The 13924-nt window shown below is 75.3% G+C and carries 13 protein-coding genes; 5 read left to right on the plus strand and 8 right to left on the minus strand.

Annotation, left to right across the window (positions count from 1 at the left end):
* Positions 1–18 precede the first annotated feature (18 nt).
* Together ABDB74_RS17070 and ABDB74_RS17075 are read right to left on the minus strand one after the other, a co-directional pair.
* A complete protein-coding gene (locus ABDB74_RS17070) occupies positions 19–1314 on the minus strand; it encodes a chromosome partitioning protein (protein ID WP_346619954.1) in 1296 nt (431 codons plus the stop codon).
* Entirely contained in the window at positions 1314–2033 is a 720-nt protein-coding gene (locus ABDB74_RS17075; RefSeq protein ID WP_346619955.1) for an SAF domain-containing protein, read from the minus strand. The genes ABDB74_RS17070 and ABDB74_RS17075 overlap by 1 nt, the downstream gene beginning before the upstream one ends.
* 274 nt (positions 2034–2307) lie before the next feature.
* Between ABDB74_RS17075 and ABDB74_RS17080 the strand changes: the two genes are divergently transcribed.
* The gene (locus ABDB74_RS17080) at positions 2308–2565 is read left to right on the plus strand and encodes a helix-turn-helix domain-containing protein (protein ID WP_346619956.1); all 258 of its coding nucleotides are present in this window, start codon (positions 2308–2310) and stop codon (positions 2563–2565) included.
* 3 nt (positions 2566–2568) lie between these two features.
* On the opposite strand, the gene ABDB74_RS17085 is transcribed toward ABDB74_RS17080, so the two are convergent.
* Entirely contained in the window at positions 2569–3138 is a 570-nt protein-coding gene (locus ABDB74_RS17085; protein ID WP_346619957.1) for a hypothetical protein, read from the minus strand.
* Positions 3139–3232: 94 nt separating this feature from the next.
* On the opposite strand from ABDB74_RS17085, the gene ABDB74_RS17090 reads away from it, so the two are divergent.
* Complete coding sequence (locus tag ABDB74_RS17090) at positions 3233–3988, plus strand: LysM domain-containing protein (RefSeq protein ID WP_346619958.1); 756 nt, start codon at positions 3233–3235, stop codon at positions 3986–3988.
* Positions 3989–4025: 37 nt separating this feature from the next.
* Complete coding sequence (locus ABDB74_RS17095) at positions 4026–4565, plus strand: Rv3235 family protein (protein ID WP_346619959.1); 540 nt, start codon at positions 4026–4028, stop codon at positions 4563–4565.
* A gap of 77 nt (positions 4566–4642) precedes the next feature.
* On the opposite strand, the gene secA is transcribed toward ABDB74_RS17095, so the two are convergent.
* Positions 4643–7675: a preprotein translocase subunit SecA gene (gene secA / locus ABDB74_RS17100; protein ID WP_346619960.1), complete on the minus strand. Its 3033-nt coding sequence runs from the start codon at positions 7673–7675 to the stop codon at positions 4643–4645.
* 96 nt (positions 7676–7771) lie between these two features.
* Between secA and ABDB74_RS17105 the strand changes: the two genes are divergently transcribed.
* The gene (locus ABDB74_RS17105) at positions 7772–8164 is read left to right on the plus strand and encodes a TIGR03618 family F420-dependent PPOX class oxidoreductase (protein ID WP_346619961.1); all 393 of its coding nucleotides are present in this window, start codon (positions 7772–7774) and stop codon (positions 8162–8164) included.
* 10 nt (positions 8165–8174) lie between these two features.
* The gene (locus tag ABDB74_RS17110; protein WP_346619962.1) at positions 8175–8726 is read left to right on the plus strand and encodes a GNAT family N-acetyltransferase; all 552 of its coding nucleotides are present in this window, start codon (positions 8175–8177) and stop codon (positions 8724–8726) included.
* A 46-nt stretch (positions 8727–8772) separates the two neighbouring features.
* Here ABDB74_RS17110 and hpf read toward each other — a convergent pair whose 3' ends face one another.
* The 4 genes from hpf to mtrB form a co-directional block, all read right to left on the minus strand.
* The gene (gene hpf, locus ABDB74_RS17115; protein ID WP_346619963.1) at positions 8773–9459 is read right to left on the minus strand and encodes a ribosome hibernation-promoting factor, HPF/YfiA family; all 687 of its coding nucleotides are present in this window, start codon (positions 9457–9459) and stop codon (positions 8773–8775) included.
* A 39-nt stretch (positions 9460–9498) separates the two neighbouring features.
* Positions 9499–10227: a ComF family protein gene (locus tag ABDB74_RS17120; protein ID WP_346619964.1), complete on the minus strand. Its 729-nt coding sequence runs from the start codon at positions 10225–10227 to the stop codon at positions 9499–9501.
* Positions 10228–10301: 74 nt separating this feature from the next.
* Positions 10302–12029 carry an LpqB family beta-propeller domain-containing protein gene (locus ABDB74_RS17125; protein WP_346619965.1) on the minus strand — a complete coding sequence of 576 codons (1728 nt, stop codon included), beginning with the start codon at positions 12027–12029 and terminating at the stop codon, positions 10302–10304.
* The gene (mtrB, locus tag ABDB74_RS17130) at positions 12026–13771 is read right to left on the minus strand and encodes an MtrAB system histidine kinase MtrB (protein ID WP_346619966.1); all 1746 of its coding nucleotides are present in this window, start codon (positions 13769–13771) and stop codon (positions 12026–12028) included. The genes ABDB74_RS17125 and mtrB overlap by 4 nt, the downstream gene beginning before the upstream one ends.
* Between the last annotated feature and the right edge of the window lie 153 nt (positions 13772–13924).

Here is a 13924-nt window from a genome sequence, read left to right on the forward strand (position 1 = left end):
TCCCGGACAGTTCGGCGGTCACCCCGAACGGCGGGCGCGCAGCGCGCCCCGCCGGCCCGCCGCGGGCGGGCGCACCCCGGTCAGCTCGGCCGCCAGCGCCCGCAGCTCTCCCCGCAACGGCGAGCCGGCCGCCACCTCGGCCAGCGTGCGCCCCGCGGCCAGGGCGGCGTCGGTGGCCCGGCGGTCCGCCGGGAGGAAGCAGCGCGGCCGGCGCCCGGTGAAGCGCTCGAGGGCGTTCCCCACCTCCTGCCGGGGATCCCCTGGCACCGGGCCGCGGCGGACCTGGTTGACGACGACCACCGGCTCGACGGCGGGCAGCACCTCGCGCAGCTGGTCCAGCCCCCGCACGGAGCGCTGCAGGGCGACCGGGTCGGCCCCGGTCACGCACAGGACGGTGTCGGCCTCCTCCAGGACGGCGAGCGTGGCGCCGTTGCGGCGCGGCGCGGCGGTGTCGAAGGAGAGCTCCTCGTCGTCCTCGACGCTGAACCCGCAGTCCACGACGGTCAGGGCGGCCAGCCGGCGCGCCTCCTCCAGGACGGTGCCCACCGCGGACGGCCGCAGCTCGGGCCAGCGATCCGCCCGCGCCAGCCCGGTGAGCACACGCAGCTGCGGCCGCACCGACCACGCCAGCCCGACCAGGGCCTGGCCGTCCAGCGTGCCCGCACCGGCCTGCCGCGCCGCCCCGGCCAACCCGGGGGACTCGTCCAGCAGACCGAGCACCTGCGCCACCACCCCGCCGTAGACGTCGGCGTCCACGAGCAGGGTCTCCACCCCGAGCCGCGCCGCCTCGTCGGCCAGCCCGACCGCCACGGTCGTGCGCCCCGGGGCACCGGTCGGGCCCCACACCGCGACCACGCGACCGGCGCCTCCGGCAGGGGCCTCCGGCAGCTCCGGCCGGGCGGGGAGCGGCAGGGCCGCGCGCGGTTCGGCCACGTCGCGGCCGGCCACCGGCACCCCGGAGACGGCGTCCCGCAGCGCGCGGGCGATCTGCTCGGGATCGGCGTCGGCGGGCAGCACCTGGGACACACCCAGCTGGCGCAACCGCCGGGCCGCGTGCTCGTCACCGGGCTCGACCAGGCCGACCACCGCGACACCCGCGGCGTGCAGCCGGGCCACCGCGTCACCGTCCAGACGGCGCAGCTCCGCCGAGAGCAGGGCGGCCTGGCCGGTCCCTGTCGCCGCGGCCGCCAGCAGGTCGGAGACGTCCACGCAGCGTCGGACGACGGTCACCCCGTGGTCGGCGCGGTCCAGGGCGCCGACCAGGTCCGACTCCCACCCGGCGCCGGTGACGGCGGTGAAGACCTGCAGCGCCATCAGCCGGCGGGGGTCGGCGAGGGCGTCGGCGACGAGGGGGCCGACGACGAGGTCGCCGGACGCGCCGACGCGGTGGTGGCCCGACCCGGTGGCCGCTCCGCGACCGTGCTGCCCGCCGGGTGGGCGACCACCACGAGGGGACGCCCGGCGATGGCCGCCAGCACGTCGGCCGCCTCGTCCGCCGCCACGCCCACCACGACCTGCACGGTCGCCGACGGCGCCGAGAGGACGCCGTCGGCGCTCCCCGACAGGGCCTGGACGGGCGCCGCGCCGACGACGAGCGTGACGCTCCCGACCTCCGGGCCGGTGGCGCCCGCGGCCGGATCGGCGACCGCGTACACGTCGACGACCTGCCCCCGCTCCAGACCCGGGGGCACGAAGCCGGCCTGGACCGGCAGGGCCAGCTGCACGAGGTGGGCCGGCTCCTCCAGTGCCGCACGGGGCAGCAGCTCCCCCGCGCGCACGTCGCGGGCCAGCGTGCTGCCCTGCGGCCGGGTGCCCGCGGAGAGGTACGCCGTCGCGGCGTCGTCCAGCCGGACGTCCACCACCACGAGGTCCTCAGGGGTGAGCTCGGTACCGGCGGCCAGGTCCTGCGCGGCGCTCCAGACGGGCACGGTCGCGTCCGCGGCGCCGATCACGCGGGCTCCGAGCAGCACAGAGCCCAGCACGAGCAGCACCCCCAGCACCAGGCGGAGGTCCAGCCAGCCGGGGGCCTTCACTCGCCGGGGCGCCGGTCCGGCCGGCCTCTCGGCCGGTTCGGTAACGGAGCCCGGTGTGCGGACGGCGGTCACGCCACCTCATCTCGTCGGAGCACGACACGCGCCCGGCTGGACGCGGTGGCCCACCGTTGCGCGACGCCGACGGTGAACGGATGCAGATGATGCGGCACGAACGCGTTTCCCTGCACTGCCCATCCACACGTTCGTGTGTGGACGGTCGGCACGGACCACCGGCACGGCTGACAGACTGGACGGCGACCGGATGGAGACGCTGATGCCCACGCCCCGCTTCCTGACCCTCGACGACGTCGCCGAGACGCTCAACGTCTCGTGGTCGCAGGCCTATGCGCTGGTCCGCCGCAAGGAGCTGATCGCGATCCAGATCGGCGGCCGCGGCCAGTGGCGGGTCGAGGTCGACGAGCTCGAGCGGTTCATCCAGCAGAAGTACGCCGAGGCCCGCGCCGGCAGCGTTCCACCGGAGCCCGCCGCGGAGGCCGGCGCACCGGCGGAGGCCTCCGAGCAGCGCGCCTGATTCCTAGTCCCAGCCGGGCAGCAGCGTCCGGACGACGGCGATCCCGCCGATGACCACCGCGTGCACCTGCCGCACCGCGCCCGCGCGCCGGGGCAGGTCCGCGGCGTGCTCCGCCAGCTCGACGTAGTCGGCACCCACGCGGTCGACCGTCCCGGTCAGCACCGTCCCGTCGTCGAGCACGACCTGGACGGCGCTGCGGTCCCGCGCCAGCCCCCGCACAGCGTGACGTAGGTCGAGCCTGGCGCGCACGGGGCTGTCCTCCTGCGCCGGCGCGGTCCACCGCCCGAGTCCGGTGACCGCGCGCACGGCGGCGGCCGCGACCAGCTGGTCCCAGCCCCGCTCGTCGGCCAGGAGCAGCCAGTCGACCCCGACGTCGGCGAGCCTCCCCGTCACCCGCCCGGCACCCCGGCAGGTCACCGCGAGCTCCGAACCCACCGACCCGCCCAGTCGGTCGGCCAGCCGGACGGCCCCCATCTCCGCGCGGGCGCGCGAGGCCCACTCCGCCCGGGATCCGGCCTCCTCCGCGGCCTCGAACTGGGCCGTCAGATCGGCGAACAGCTGCTGCCAGCGCATGGCGCCACCTCCACGATCAGCGTAGTTGTACGCCGATACTTGCGTTTGCGCGCATTTGGTTGCTTTAGTGACGTTACGTCGACGAGGAGGAGCCATGTCAGGACGACGCCTGCTGGGCACGGCGCTCGGGATGGCGGCGATCGCCGTGGCCCTCACCGCGCTCGCTCCCCCCGTTCGCGAGACCGTCACCGCCCTGGCGGAACCGCAGGCGACCGCCGACTCGGCCGGGGCCGACGTCCTCGTCCTGCACGTCGCCGGCCTGCTCGCCCGGCTGGTCTGGGCCTGGGGATCGCTGGGGCTCGTGCTGACCGCGGCGACCGCGCTGCCGGGCCTCTCCGGCGCCGTCGCCCGCGGGATGCTGCACCGCGTCCTGCCGGCCGGGGCCCGTCGCGCCGCGGCGCTCACGCTGGGCATCGGCCTGTCGCTCGGCCCACCGGTGCTGGGCACCGCGGTCACCGTGGTCACGACGACGCCGGCCTCGGCGTCGACCGCCGCGGAGCCGGGACCACCGCTTGCCGGCACGGCGACGCCCGCGAGCACGGTCCCCGACTGGCCCGCACCGGCCACCCCTGCGGCGACCGGCCACGTGGCGGTCGGCGCCGGTCCGGAGCGTGCCGGACTCCCCGACTGGCCGCGGGCGCCTGCCGGCGGCGAACACGTCGTCGTCCGCGGCGACTGCCTCTGGGAGATCGCCGGACGCCGCCTGGCCGCCGGTACCGGGCGGCCGCCCACGCCTGCCGAGGTGGCCCGCGCGGTCGACGCCTGGTGGCGCGCCAACGCCGACGTCATCGGGCCCGATCCCGACCTTCTGCTGCCCGGTCAGGTCCTCCGCCCACCCACCGGCCCGTGACCCGTCCGCCACGTCCACCCCGCTCCCGGGAGTTCCGATGACCGCACCGTCCCGCCCCGCCCCACCCGCCGGCCGTTCCGCGCTGCGCCTGACGGTCGTGCCCACCCCGCAGCCGCCGCTCGACCCGAGGCCGGCCCTGCGGCTGGTGCAGCCGGGCCGGCCGGTGCCCCGTCCGGTCCCCCACCCGGGCCCCCGGCCGCGCACCTGGACCGGGCGTCCCGCCGACGAGTTCGGGCCGGTCCCCACCGGGCGGTCGGAGCTCCCGTCGGCCGGCGAGACCGGGCGGCGGCTGCTCACCACCGCGCTCGAGGCGCTGGCCGGACGGCGGCCGCTGGCCCAGGTGCGCCCCCTGACGTCCGCCGGCGTCTACGCCGCGCTGTCGGCCGGCCGCCGACCGGTCTGGTGCGCCGCGGGGCACGCGCCGGTCCTGCTCGGGCGGGTACGGGTGTGCGAACCGGTCGACGGGGTCGCGGAGATCAGCGCCGTCGCCTACCGCGACGGACGGGCGCACGCCGTGGCCGCCCGGCTGGAGGGCCTCGACGGCCGCTGGCGGTGCACCGCCCTCCAGATCGGCTGAGCCCGTTCCCACGGGCCCGCACAGCACGACGCCCCGCCGACCGGTCCGGTCGGCGGGGCGTCATCGCGTCCTGCGGGTCAGCTGCCGGCCGCCCCGTGGCACTGCTTGTACTTCCGGCCCGAGCCGCACGGGCAGGGCGCGTTGCGCGGGGTCTCCTTGGTGCCGGAGACCGTCGCGGTCTTGGCGGCCTTGGCCTTTCCGCCCTCGGCCGGGGAGGCGTCCAGGCTGGGCGCCGAGTAGGTGAGGTTCTCCGGCGCGCGGCGCGGCTCGTCGAGCCCCTTGACCGCCAGCACCGGCCCGGTGCCGGCGGTGGCCGCCTCCTCGGCCGGCTCGGCCGCCGGCGCGGGAGCTGCCGGAGCAGGAACCTCCGACGGAGGCGCCGGAGCAGGGGCATCCGCGACCGGGGCCGCCGGATCCGGGGCCTCCACCAGCGGGGCGTTCGGGGCCGCGGGAGCCGACGAGCGGCGGGCCGTCGCCGCCGCGGCGCCGCCGGAAGCCGCCTTCGCCGCCGCGGCCTGCCGGGCCAGCAGCTTCGCCGTGCCGGCCTGGGCGGCCGCCAGCGCCTTGGCCTCGGCCTCGGCCTGCTTGGCCCTGGCCTCGGCGTCCTGCTCCTCCTTGGTCTTGACCTCGAGGTTGAACAGGAACCCGACCGACTCCTCCTTGATGCCGTCGAGCATCGCGACGAACATGTCGTACCCCTCGCGCTGGTACTCCACGACCGGGTCGCGGTTGGCCATCGCGCGCAGGTGGATGCCGGCCCGCAGGTAGTCCATCTCGTACAGGTGCTCGCGCCACTTGCGGTCCAGCACCGAGAGCAGCACCCGCCGCTCGAGCTCGCGCATGACCTCCGAGCCCAGCGCCGTCTCGCGCTCCTCGTAGGCGCGGTGGACGTCGTCGAGCAGCGTGCGCTTGAGGTCGTCGGCGGAGAGGTCGGACTGCTCGCCGTCGGCCTCCCGGTCGATCAGCTCGTCGACGGTGACCCCGACCGGGTACAGCGCCTTCAGTCCGGTCCAGAGCTGGTCGAGGTCCCAGTCCTCGGCGTAGCCGGTCTCGGTGGCCCCGTCGACGTAGGCGCCGACCACGTCGTCGACCATGGTCCGCACCTGCTCGTGCAGATCGGCGCCCTCGAGCACCTTGCGCCGCTCGTCGTAGATGACGGTGCGCTGGCGGTTGAGGACCTCGTCGTACTTGAGGACGTTCTTGCGGACCTCGAAGTTCTGCTGCTCGACCTGCGTCTGCGCCGAGAGGATCGCCCGGCTGACCATCTTCGACTCGATCGGCTGGTCGTCGGGGACGCGCAGGGTGTTCATCATCGACTCGAGCATCGGGCCGTTGAACCGGCGCATCAGGTCGTCGCCGAGGGAGAGGTAGAACCGCGACTCCCCCGGGTCGCCCTGCCGGCCGGAGCGGCCGCGCAGCTGGTTGTCGATCCGGCGGCTCTCGTGCCGCTCGGTGCCCAGCACGTAGAGGCCGCCGGCCTCGGTGACCTCCTCGTGCTCGGCCTTCACCTGGGCCTTCGCGGCGTCCAGCGCCTCGTCCCACGCGGCCTCGTACTCGTCGGGGGTGTCGGTCGGGGTCAGCCCGCGGGCGCGCAGCGCCTCGTCAGCGATGAACTCGGCGTTGCCGCCGAGCTGGATGTCGGTGCCACGGCCGGCCATGTTGGTGGCCACGGTGACCGCTCCGGGCCGGCCGGCCTGGGCGATGATCGACGCCTCGCGCGCGTGGTTCTTGGCGTTGAGCACCTCGTGCCGGATGCCGCGCTTGAGCAGGTAGTTCGACAGCACCTCGGACTTCTCGACGCTGGCGGTGCCCACCAGCACCGGCTGACCGACCTCGTGCCGTTCGGCGATGTCCTCGACGACGGCGTCGAACTTGGCCTTCTCCGTCTTGTAGATGACGTCGGAGCGGTCCGCCCGCACCATCGGCCGGTTCGTGGGGATGGGGACGACGCCCAGCTTGTAGGTCTGGTTGAGCTCGGCGGCCTCGGTCTGGGCCGTACCGGTCATCCCGCTGAGCTTGTCGTAGAGCCGGAAGTAGTTCTGGAGGGTGATCGTGGCGAGCGTCTGGTTCTCGTCCTTGATCTTCACCCGCTCCTTGGCCTCGATGGCCTGGTGCATGCCCTCGTTGTAGCGGCGGCCCGCCAGCACGCGGCCGGTGAACTCGTCGACGATGAGCACCTCGCCGTTGCTGACGATGTACTGCTGGTCCTTCTTGAACAGCTCCTTGGCCTTGAGCGCGTTGTTCAGGTAGCCGATCAGCGGGGTGTTGACCGCCTCGTAGAGGTTGTCGATGCCGAGCTGATCCTCGACGTAGTCGACGCCCTCCTCGGTGACCGCGACGGTCCGCTTGTCCTCCTCCACCTCGTAGTGGAGGTCGCGCTTCATCTTCGGCACGATCCGGGCGAACTCGCCGTACCACTTGGCGCTGGACTCGGCCGGGCCACTGATGATCAGCGGCGTGCGGGCCTCGTCGATGAGGATCGAGTCCACCTCGTCGACGATCGCGTAGTGGTGCCCGCGCTGCACCAGATCGGCCTTGCTCCAGGCCATGTTGTCGCGCAGGTAGTCGAACCCGAACTCGTTGTTCGTGCCGTAGGTGATGTCGGCCGCGTACTGCTCGCGCCGCACCGTGGGTGGCTGCCCGGACACGATCGTCCCGACCGACAGGCCCAGGAACCGGTGCACCCGGCCCATCCACTCCGCGTCGCGCTTGGCGAGGTAGTCGTTGACCGTGATGACGTGGACGCCCTCGCCGGTCAGCGCGTTGAGGTAGGCCGGCAGGACGCCGGTCAGCGTCTTCCCCTCACCGGTGCGCATCTCGGCGATGTTGCCCAGGTGCAGGGCGGCGCCGCCCATGAGCTGCACGCGGAAGTGCCGCTGGCCCAGGGTGCGGGTCGCGGCCTCGCGGACCACCGCGAAGGCCTCCGGCAGGAGCGCGTCGAGGGACTCGCCGTCGGCGTGCCGCTCCTTGAACTCGTCGGTCTTCGCCCGGAGCTCCGCGTCGGTGAGGTCGGTGTAGTCGTCGGCGAGCGAGTCGACCGCGTCGGCGATCCTGCCCAGTCGTCGGACGAGCTTGCCCTCACCGGCACGGAGAATCTTCGAGAACACCACGACCCCAGCGTAGGCGGCGCCGCGGCAACTCCGGACCCCGCAGGCGCCACGACCGGTGACCGGAGGCCCCACCCGCACCATCCGTACGCTGCGGCGGTGGCACGCGACCTCTCCGACCCCGGGCAGAGCCTGCTCGAGTTCCTCACGGAGCGGCACCTGGCGACGCTCACCACGCTGCGCCGCAACGGCACCCCGCACGTCGTGCCGGTGGGCGTGACCTACGACGCCGGCACCCGCATCGCGCGGGTCATCACCTCCGGTGGCTCGGCCAAGGCCCGTCACGTGCGCGAGGGGCAGTCCCGCGTGGCCGTCTGCCAGGTGGACGGACGGCGGTGGCTCACCCTCGAGGGGGCCGCGGTGGTGCGCGAGGACGCCGTGTCCGTCGCCGACGCCGTCGCGCGCTACGCCCGGCGCTACCGGCAGCCGCGCGAGAACCCGGCGCGCGTGGTCCTCGAGATCTCGGTGGACCGGATCCTCGGCAACGCCTGAGGATCTGCCCGTGGATGTCACCGGCCTCGACCTGACCACCGAGACGCTGCACACCGATCGGCTGGTGCTGCGCCCGTACCGCTCCGACGACGTCGACGCGGTGCTGCGCGCCTCGCAGGACCCGGAGACCCAGCGCTGGATCTCGACCATCCCGGTGCCGTACACGCGCGCGGACGCCCGCCACTTCGTCGAGGAGGTGGCCATGCGCGAGCGCAGCGAGGGGACGGGCCTGCCGGTGGTCATCGAGGTCCGCGGCGGGCTGGCCGGGACGGGGGCGCTGCACTTCCGTCCCGGGCGGCTGGGGCCGGAGATCGGCTACGCGGTCGCCCCCTGGGCGCGCGGCCGGGGGTACGCCGCCGAGGCCGCGCACGCCCTGGCCGAGTGGGCGCTCGGGCTCGGCGCCCCCCGCGTGCACCTGTTCGTCGACGTCGGGAACCCGGCATCGCAGGCCGTGGCCCGACGGGCGGGCTTCCGTGAGGAGGGCGTCGTCCGGGCCTGCCTCGACCGGCGCGACGGCAGCCGGGCGGACGCGGTGCTCTTCGGGCGGGTCGCCGGCGACTGAGCCGGCGATCGGGCGGGGGCGCGGAATGCCGCGCCCCCGCCCGCGGTCAGGCCCCGGCCGGGGTGGCCACCGGCTGCCCGGCCGGTGTCGAGCCGTCCTGGGACACGGGCGCCAGCCGGATCAGCCCGTAGTCGTAGGCGTGCCGGCGGTAGACCACCGTCGGCTGACCGGTGTCCGCGCACTGGAAGAGGAAGAAGTCGTGGCCGACCAGCTCCATCTCGTGGAGCGCCTGGTCGACGGTCATGGGAGTGGCCGGATGGTGCTTCTCCCGCACGACCTGCCCGGGCAGGTGCTCGTCGAGATCGGTGACGTGCGGCCCGCTGGCCAGCTCCCGGTCCAGTTCGAGCTGGGCCTCGATCCCGAGCTCCGGGTGCCCGGCGTCCAGCGGGGCGCCGGAGAGCCGCACGCTGTCCGGGGTCCGGCGCCCGTGGTGCACGCGACGGCGGTCGGCGGCCCGGCGCAGCCGGTTGTCCAGCTTGCCGCTGGCCAGGTCGAGCGCGGCGTAGAAGTCGGGTCCGGCCGCTTCGGCGCGGACCACGGGGCCCTTGCCGCGGAGGGTGATCTCCACGCGCTGGCAGCTGGCCGACTGGCGGGGGTTCTTCTCGTGGAACAGCTCGACGTCGATGCGCGAGAGTTTCGCGTCGAACCGTTCGAGCTGACCGACCTTGTCCTCCACGTGTTGGCGGTAGTGCTCGGGGACCTCGACGTTGCGACCACGGACCACGATCTCCATGGGACCTCCCGGTTGGACGGGGCGTTGGTCGCTTCGACGCTAGTCGTTCCTCAGGGGCCGCGACAGTCGATCGAGGTCGTCGGGCGACCGGGGCGTGGCGGCAACGACGGCCGCGACGACCGGAGGTGCCGCCCGGCCCAGGCCGGCCGACAGCACCCCGGCCGCCTCGGTCAGCGTGGCGCCGGTGGTCACCACGTCGTCGACCAGCACCAGCAGGTCCGCGACCGGCAGGGGGCCGGCGACCGCGAAGGTGCCGGCCAGGTTGGCCCGTCGCTCCGCCGCCGTCAGGCCCGCCGAGTCACGGACCCGGCCACGCCGCCGCAGCAGCCGGCACTCCGCGGCGGTCACCCCGGCGGCCCGCAGCTCGGTCACGGCGCGGCCGGTGAGCTCCCGGACGTGGTCACGCCCGCGTGCACGCACCGCTGCCCGGGACGCCGGCATCGGCACGAGCAGCACCGCCCGCGGCGGTCCCGGCACCGCCAGCCGGACGGCGACGACGGCGAGGGCCAGCGCCGCGCCCAGCGGCCCGGCGAGCTCCGCGCGGCCCTGCTCCTTGAAGGCGTTGATCGCCGGCCGCACCGGGCCTGCGTAGGGCCCCGCGGCCACCGTCGGCGGGAAGCCGTCGGGGAAGCGACGGGGCTGCGCCGGCCGGGGCTCGGTCAGCAACCGGGCGCATCCCGGGCAGAGGACCCGGCCGGGCAGACCGCACCCGGCGCAGACCCGCGGGAGCACCAGGTCGGCCAGGGCAGGGAGCACCGGGACGGCCACCCGGCCAGCCTGCCCGGCCGGCCCACCGGACGGCGGCGGCCGTCCGGATCTGTGGACGGGCGGCGACGACCGGCTCAGAGCGGGTAGAAGGGCGCCGTTCCCGGGAGCGGCTCGGCGCCGCGGACGAGGGTCGCCCATGTGCCGCCGGCCAGTTGCCAGATGTAGCCACCGGCGCTCACCAGCGGCTGGCGCGTGGGGGCGACCGCCACCGCCGTCGGCTGGCTGGGCAGGCCCGACGTCGGCACCGGCGCCAGTCCGAAGCCGTCGACGCGCAGCGAGTACGGGACGATGCGGTCCTCCCCCTCGTCCCCGGCCAGCACCAGCAGGTTGCCGCTGTCCCGCCAGCCGACGTCGATGACCCCGGCGAGCGTGGGCGCGATGTTGCGCAGGTCGCGCAGCACCACCGCGCCGTCCTCCGAGCGGACCACCGTGCCCACGTAGAGGCGGCGACCGTCCGTCCCCTCGATCACCACGGCCGCCCGGACACCGTCCGGTGACAGCTGGAGCACGTCCGCCCGGCCCAGCCCGGCGAGGGTGGGGGCGGTGACCGCCTGCGGCGGGCCGCCGGCCGGTACCCGCACCACCTCGGTGCCGTCCCGCACCACCCACGCCTCCGTGCGCGTCGCCGCCACGGTGGGCGCGCTGAGGGTGCCCGCGGTCAGCGCCGGCGCCAGCTGCCCGCCGTAGTCACCGGCCAGCAACGTGTCCCCCGAGGGATCGCTGCGCACGCCGGTCAGGAACGACAGCCGGCCGCTGGCCGTGTCGGCCGCGACGGCCGCGCTGCCGAGCCCGTACTCACCGGTGCCGGCCGGGCCGGGCACCGGCTCACCTGCCGGGACGGTGCGCAGCGCCCCGCCCTCGAGGTAGTGGCCCACGCTGTCCACCGGCACGGCGTCGGGGGCGAACGAGGCCCAATCCTCGGTGGCCTGCCGGCGCGGCACCCCGTCCGGGGTCACCGGCTCCCCGTCGAGGAGCACGACGACGTTGCTGATCCGCGGCCGGCTCAGCTGCTGCAGGCTCCAGACGAGCTGCGCGCTGATCTCGTCCAGCAGCGCGGAGTCCGCCGGCAGGCCCGTCAGGTCGACCGTCGCCGTTTGCCCCTCGACGGTGACCGCCCGGGTCAGCTCCGCGCCGCCGAGCGGGTTCTGGACGCCGGCGGCCAGCGTGGTCGACGGCCCGGCGATCAGCCGCTCGACGAGCACGGTCGGCTGGGCCGCCCCGCTGATCAGGTAGCGCGGATCCGGGACCACCCGCTCCCCCGTCGGATCGAGGAAGTAGGCGTCGACCTGGTCGTAGAGCCGCCGGAAGTCCGGCTCCAGCATGATCAGCCCGTCGGGCGGGTCGATGATCCGCCACTGACCGTCGATCTGCTCCAGCCGGAAGGTGCGGGTGAACACGCCCCGGTCGGCCACGGTGAAGATCCCGCGCGGGTCGATCGTCCCGATCAGGTTCGCGGTCACCGTGACGACGCCGGGGGCGGTGGTCACCGCGGCGAAGTCCGTGCCGATCACGCTGATCCCGCTCGCGTCGTCCCAGGTCTCCGCCGCGGTCGGCGCCAGGTACTGCCGGGCCACCGGGTGGGTGCGGACCGTGCTCGCCGCCGCGTCGATGAAGTCGCGCACGATCTCCTCGGCGCTGGCCCCTGCTGCCGGCGGCAGCGGCTCGATGCCGACCGACTCCTGGGCCCGGGCCGGCGCCTGGGTGATCACCACCGCGGGCGAGGCGGTGGGGACCGTGGAGCAGGAGGCCAGGAACAGCGCGGCGACCAGGAGGGCGACCACCGACGTCCAGCGGCGGGTCATCGCGGCACCTCCGGACGGCGCAGGCGGACCGGCCGCAGCGGCAGCGGCGAGCTGGTGAGGTCGGTGCCGGCGACGAGCGGCAGGGTGAGCCGGAACTGCGCGCCGGCGCCGGGCTGCCCCCACACCTGGAGCCAGCCACCGTGCAGGCGGGCGTCCTCGATGCTGATGGACAGCCCGAGGCCGCTGCCGCCCACCGTGCGCACGCGCGAGGGATCGGCCCGCCAGAACCGGTCGAACACGTGCTGCGCCTCCCCGGCGCTCAACCCCACACCGTGGTCGCGCACGGTGATCGCGGCCGCCGACCGGTTGGCCGCGAGGGTGATCTCGACCGGGTGCCCCGACCCGTGCTCGACGGCGTTCCCGACGAGGTTGCGCAGGATCCGCTCGACCCGGCGGGCGTCCACCTCGGCCAGGACCCCGTCGGGCGGGGCGGCGAGCTGCAGCTCGCAGTCGTGCCGTTCGGCCAGCGACGCCATCCCGTCCACCACCCGCGTCACCAGCGCCCGCAGGTCGGTCGGCGCCGGGTCGAGCTCGGCCGCGCCGGCGTCGTAGCGGCTGATCTCCAGCAGGTCGCTCAGCAATGCCTCGAAGCGGTCCAGCTCCGCGCGCAGCAGCTCCGCGGACCGGGCGACGTGCGGCGGGAAGTCACTGCGCGTCTCGTAGAGGACGTCGGCGGCCATCTGGACGGTGGTCAGCGGCGTGCGCAGCTCGTGCGACACGTCGGAGGTGAACCGCTGCTGGAGCTGGGAGAGCCCCTCCAGCTGGGTGATCTGCCGCTGCAGGCTGTCGGCCATCGCGTTGAAGCTCGTGGCCAGCCGGGCGAGGTCGTCCTCGCCCCGGACGGCCATCCGTTCCTCGAGCTGCCCCTCCGCCAGCCGCTGGGCGGTACCGGCGGCCTGCCGCACCGGGTCGACGACCAGCCGGGTCACGAGCACGCCGATGCCCACCACCAGCAGGGTCAGCGCGACCCCGCTGATGACCACCGTGTTCCGGATCAGCGACAGGCTCTCCTGCTCCTGCTGCAGCGGGAAGGCGTAGTAGAGCTCGAGCCGGTCGGGGCCCTGGGCGTCACCGGTGACGGGCGCGCCCACGAGCAGGGTCGGCTGCAGCTCACCGGTCTCGTCGGGCACCGGGTGGTACTGGAACGCCTGGCTGCCGGAGTTGACGAGGGCACGCAGTTCCGGCGGGACGGCGTCGAGGGTGAACCGGCGGCTGGACGCCGGCGTCTCGCGCGTGCTGGCCGCCGGGGTCTCGCCCGCGCCGGTGCGGTACACCATGACGACCCCGAAGTCGCCGGCCGCGCCGCCCCGGTCGAGCAGCTGGTTCACGGTGCGCGCCAGGGTGGCCCGGATGCTGGCGGCGTCACCGGTCGCGATGCCGGCCGCCTCGCTCTGCGCGTAGACCACGCCGGCCTGGACCTGGTCGACGGCGGCCTGCCGCTTGACGTCGAGCAGCTGGTCGCGGATCTGCGAGAACAGCACCATGCTCACGATCACCACGACCGTGCCGGCCAGCAGCATGGTGATCGCGCCGATGCGCACCTGCAGCGAGGACCGCCAGGCCGACACGGCGCGCTCGGCCAGCCGGCGACCGTCCCGCCGCAGCCGGCGCCGGACCGCGCCGGCCCGGCGGCGCAGCCGGCGCCCGACGTCGCCCGGCCCGGATCCCGGCGTGCGGGCGCCCGGGGCCACCGGGGACTGCGCCGTCCCGGCCCCCGCCTCGGGAGTCCGGGTGGCGGTCACCGGCCCAGTGTCCCCGATCCGGGCGCCGAGCCGGGGACATCGAACCGTCCGGTCACGGTTCCGACTGGTCCGCTCACGGTGCACACTGGTTCGCTGCCGCGGCCCGCTCCGCTCCTCGCTCCCGTGTCCAGGCCGCCTCGCTGCGATGCTCAC

This window comes from Blastococcus sp. HT6-4, from assembly GCF_039679125.1.
Classification (GTDB): domain Bacteria; phylum Actinomycetota; class Actinomycetes; order Mycobacteriales; family Geodermatophilaceae; genus Blastococcus; species Blastococcus montanus.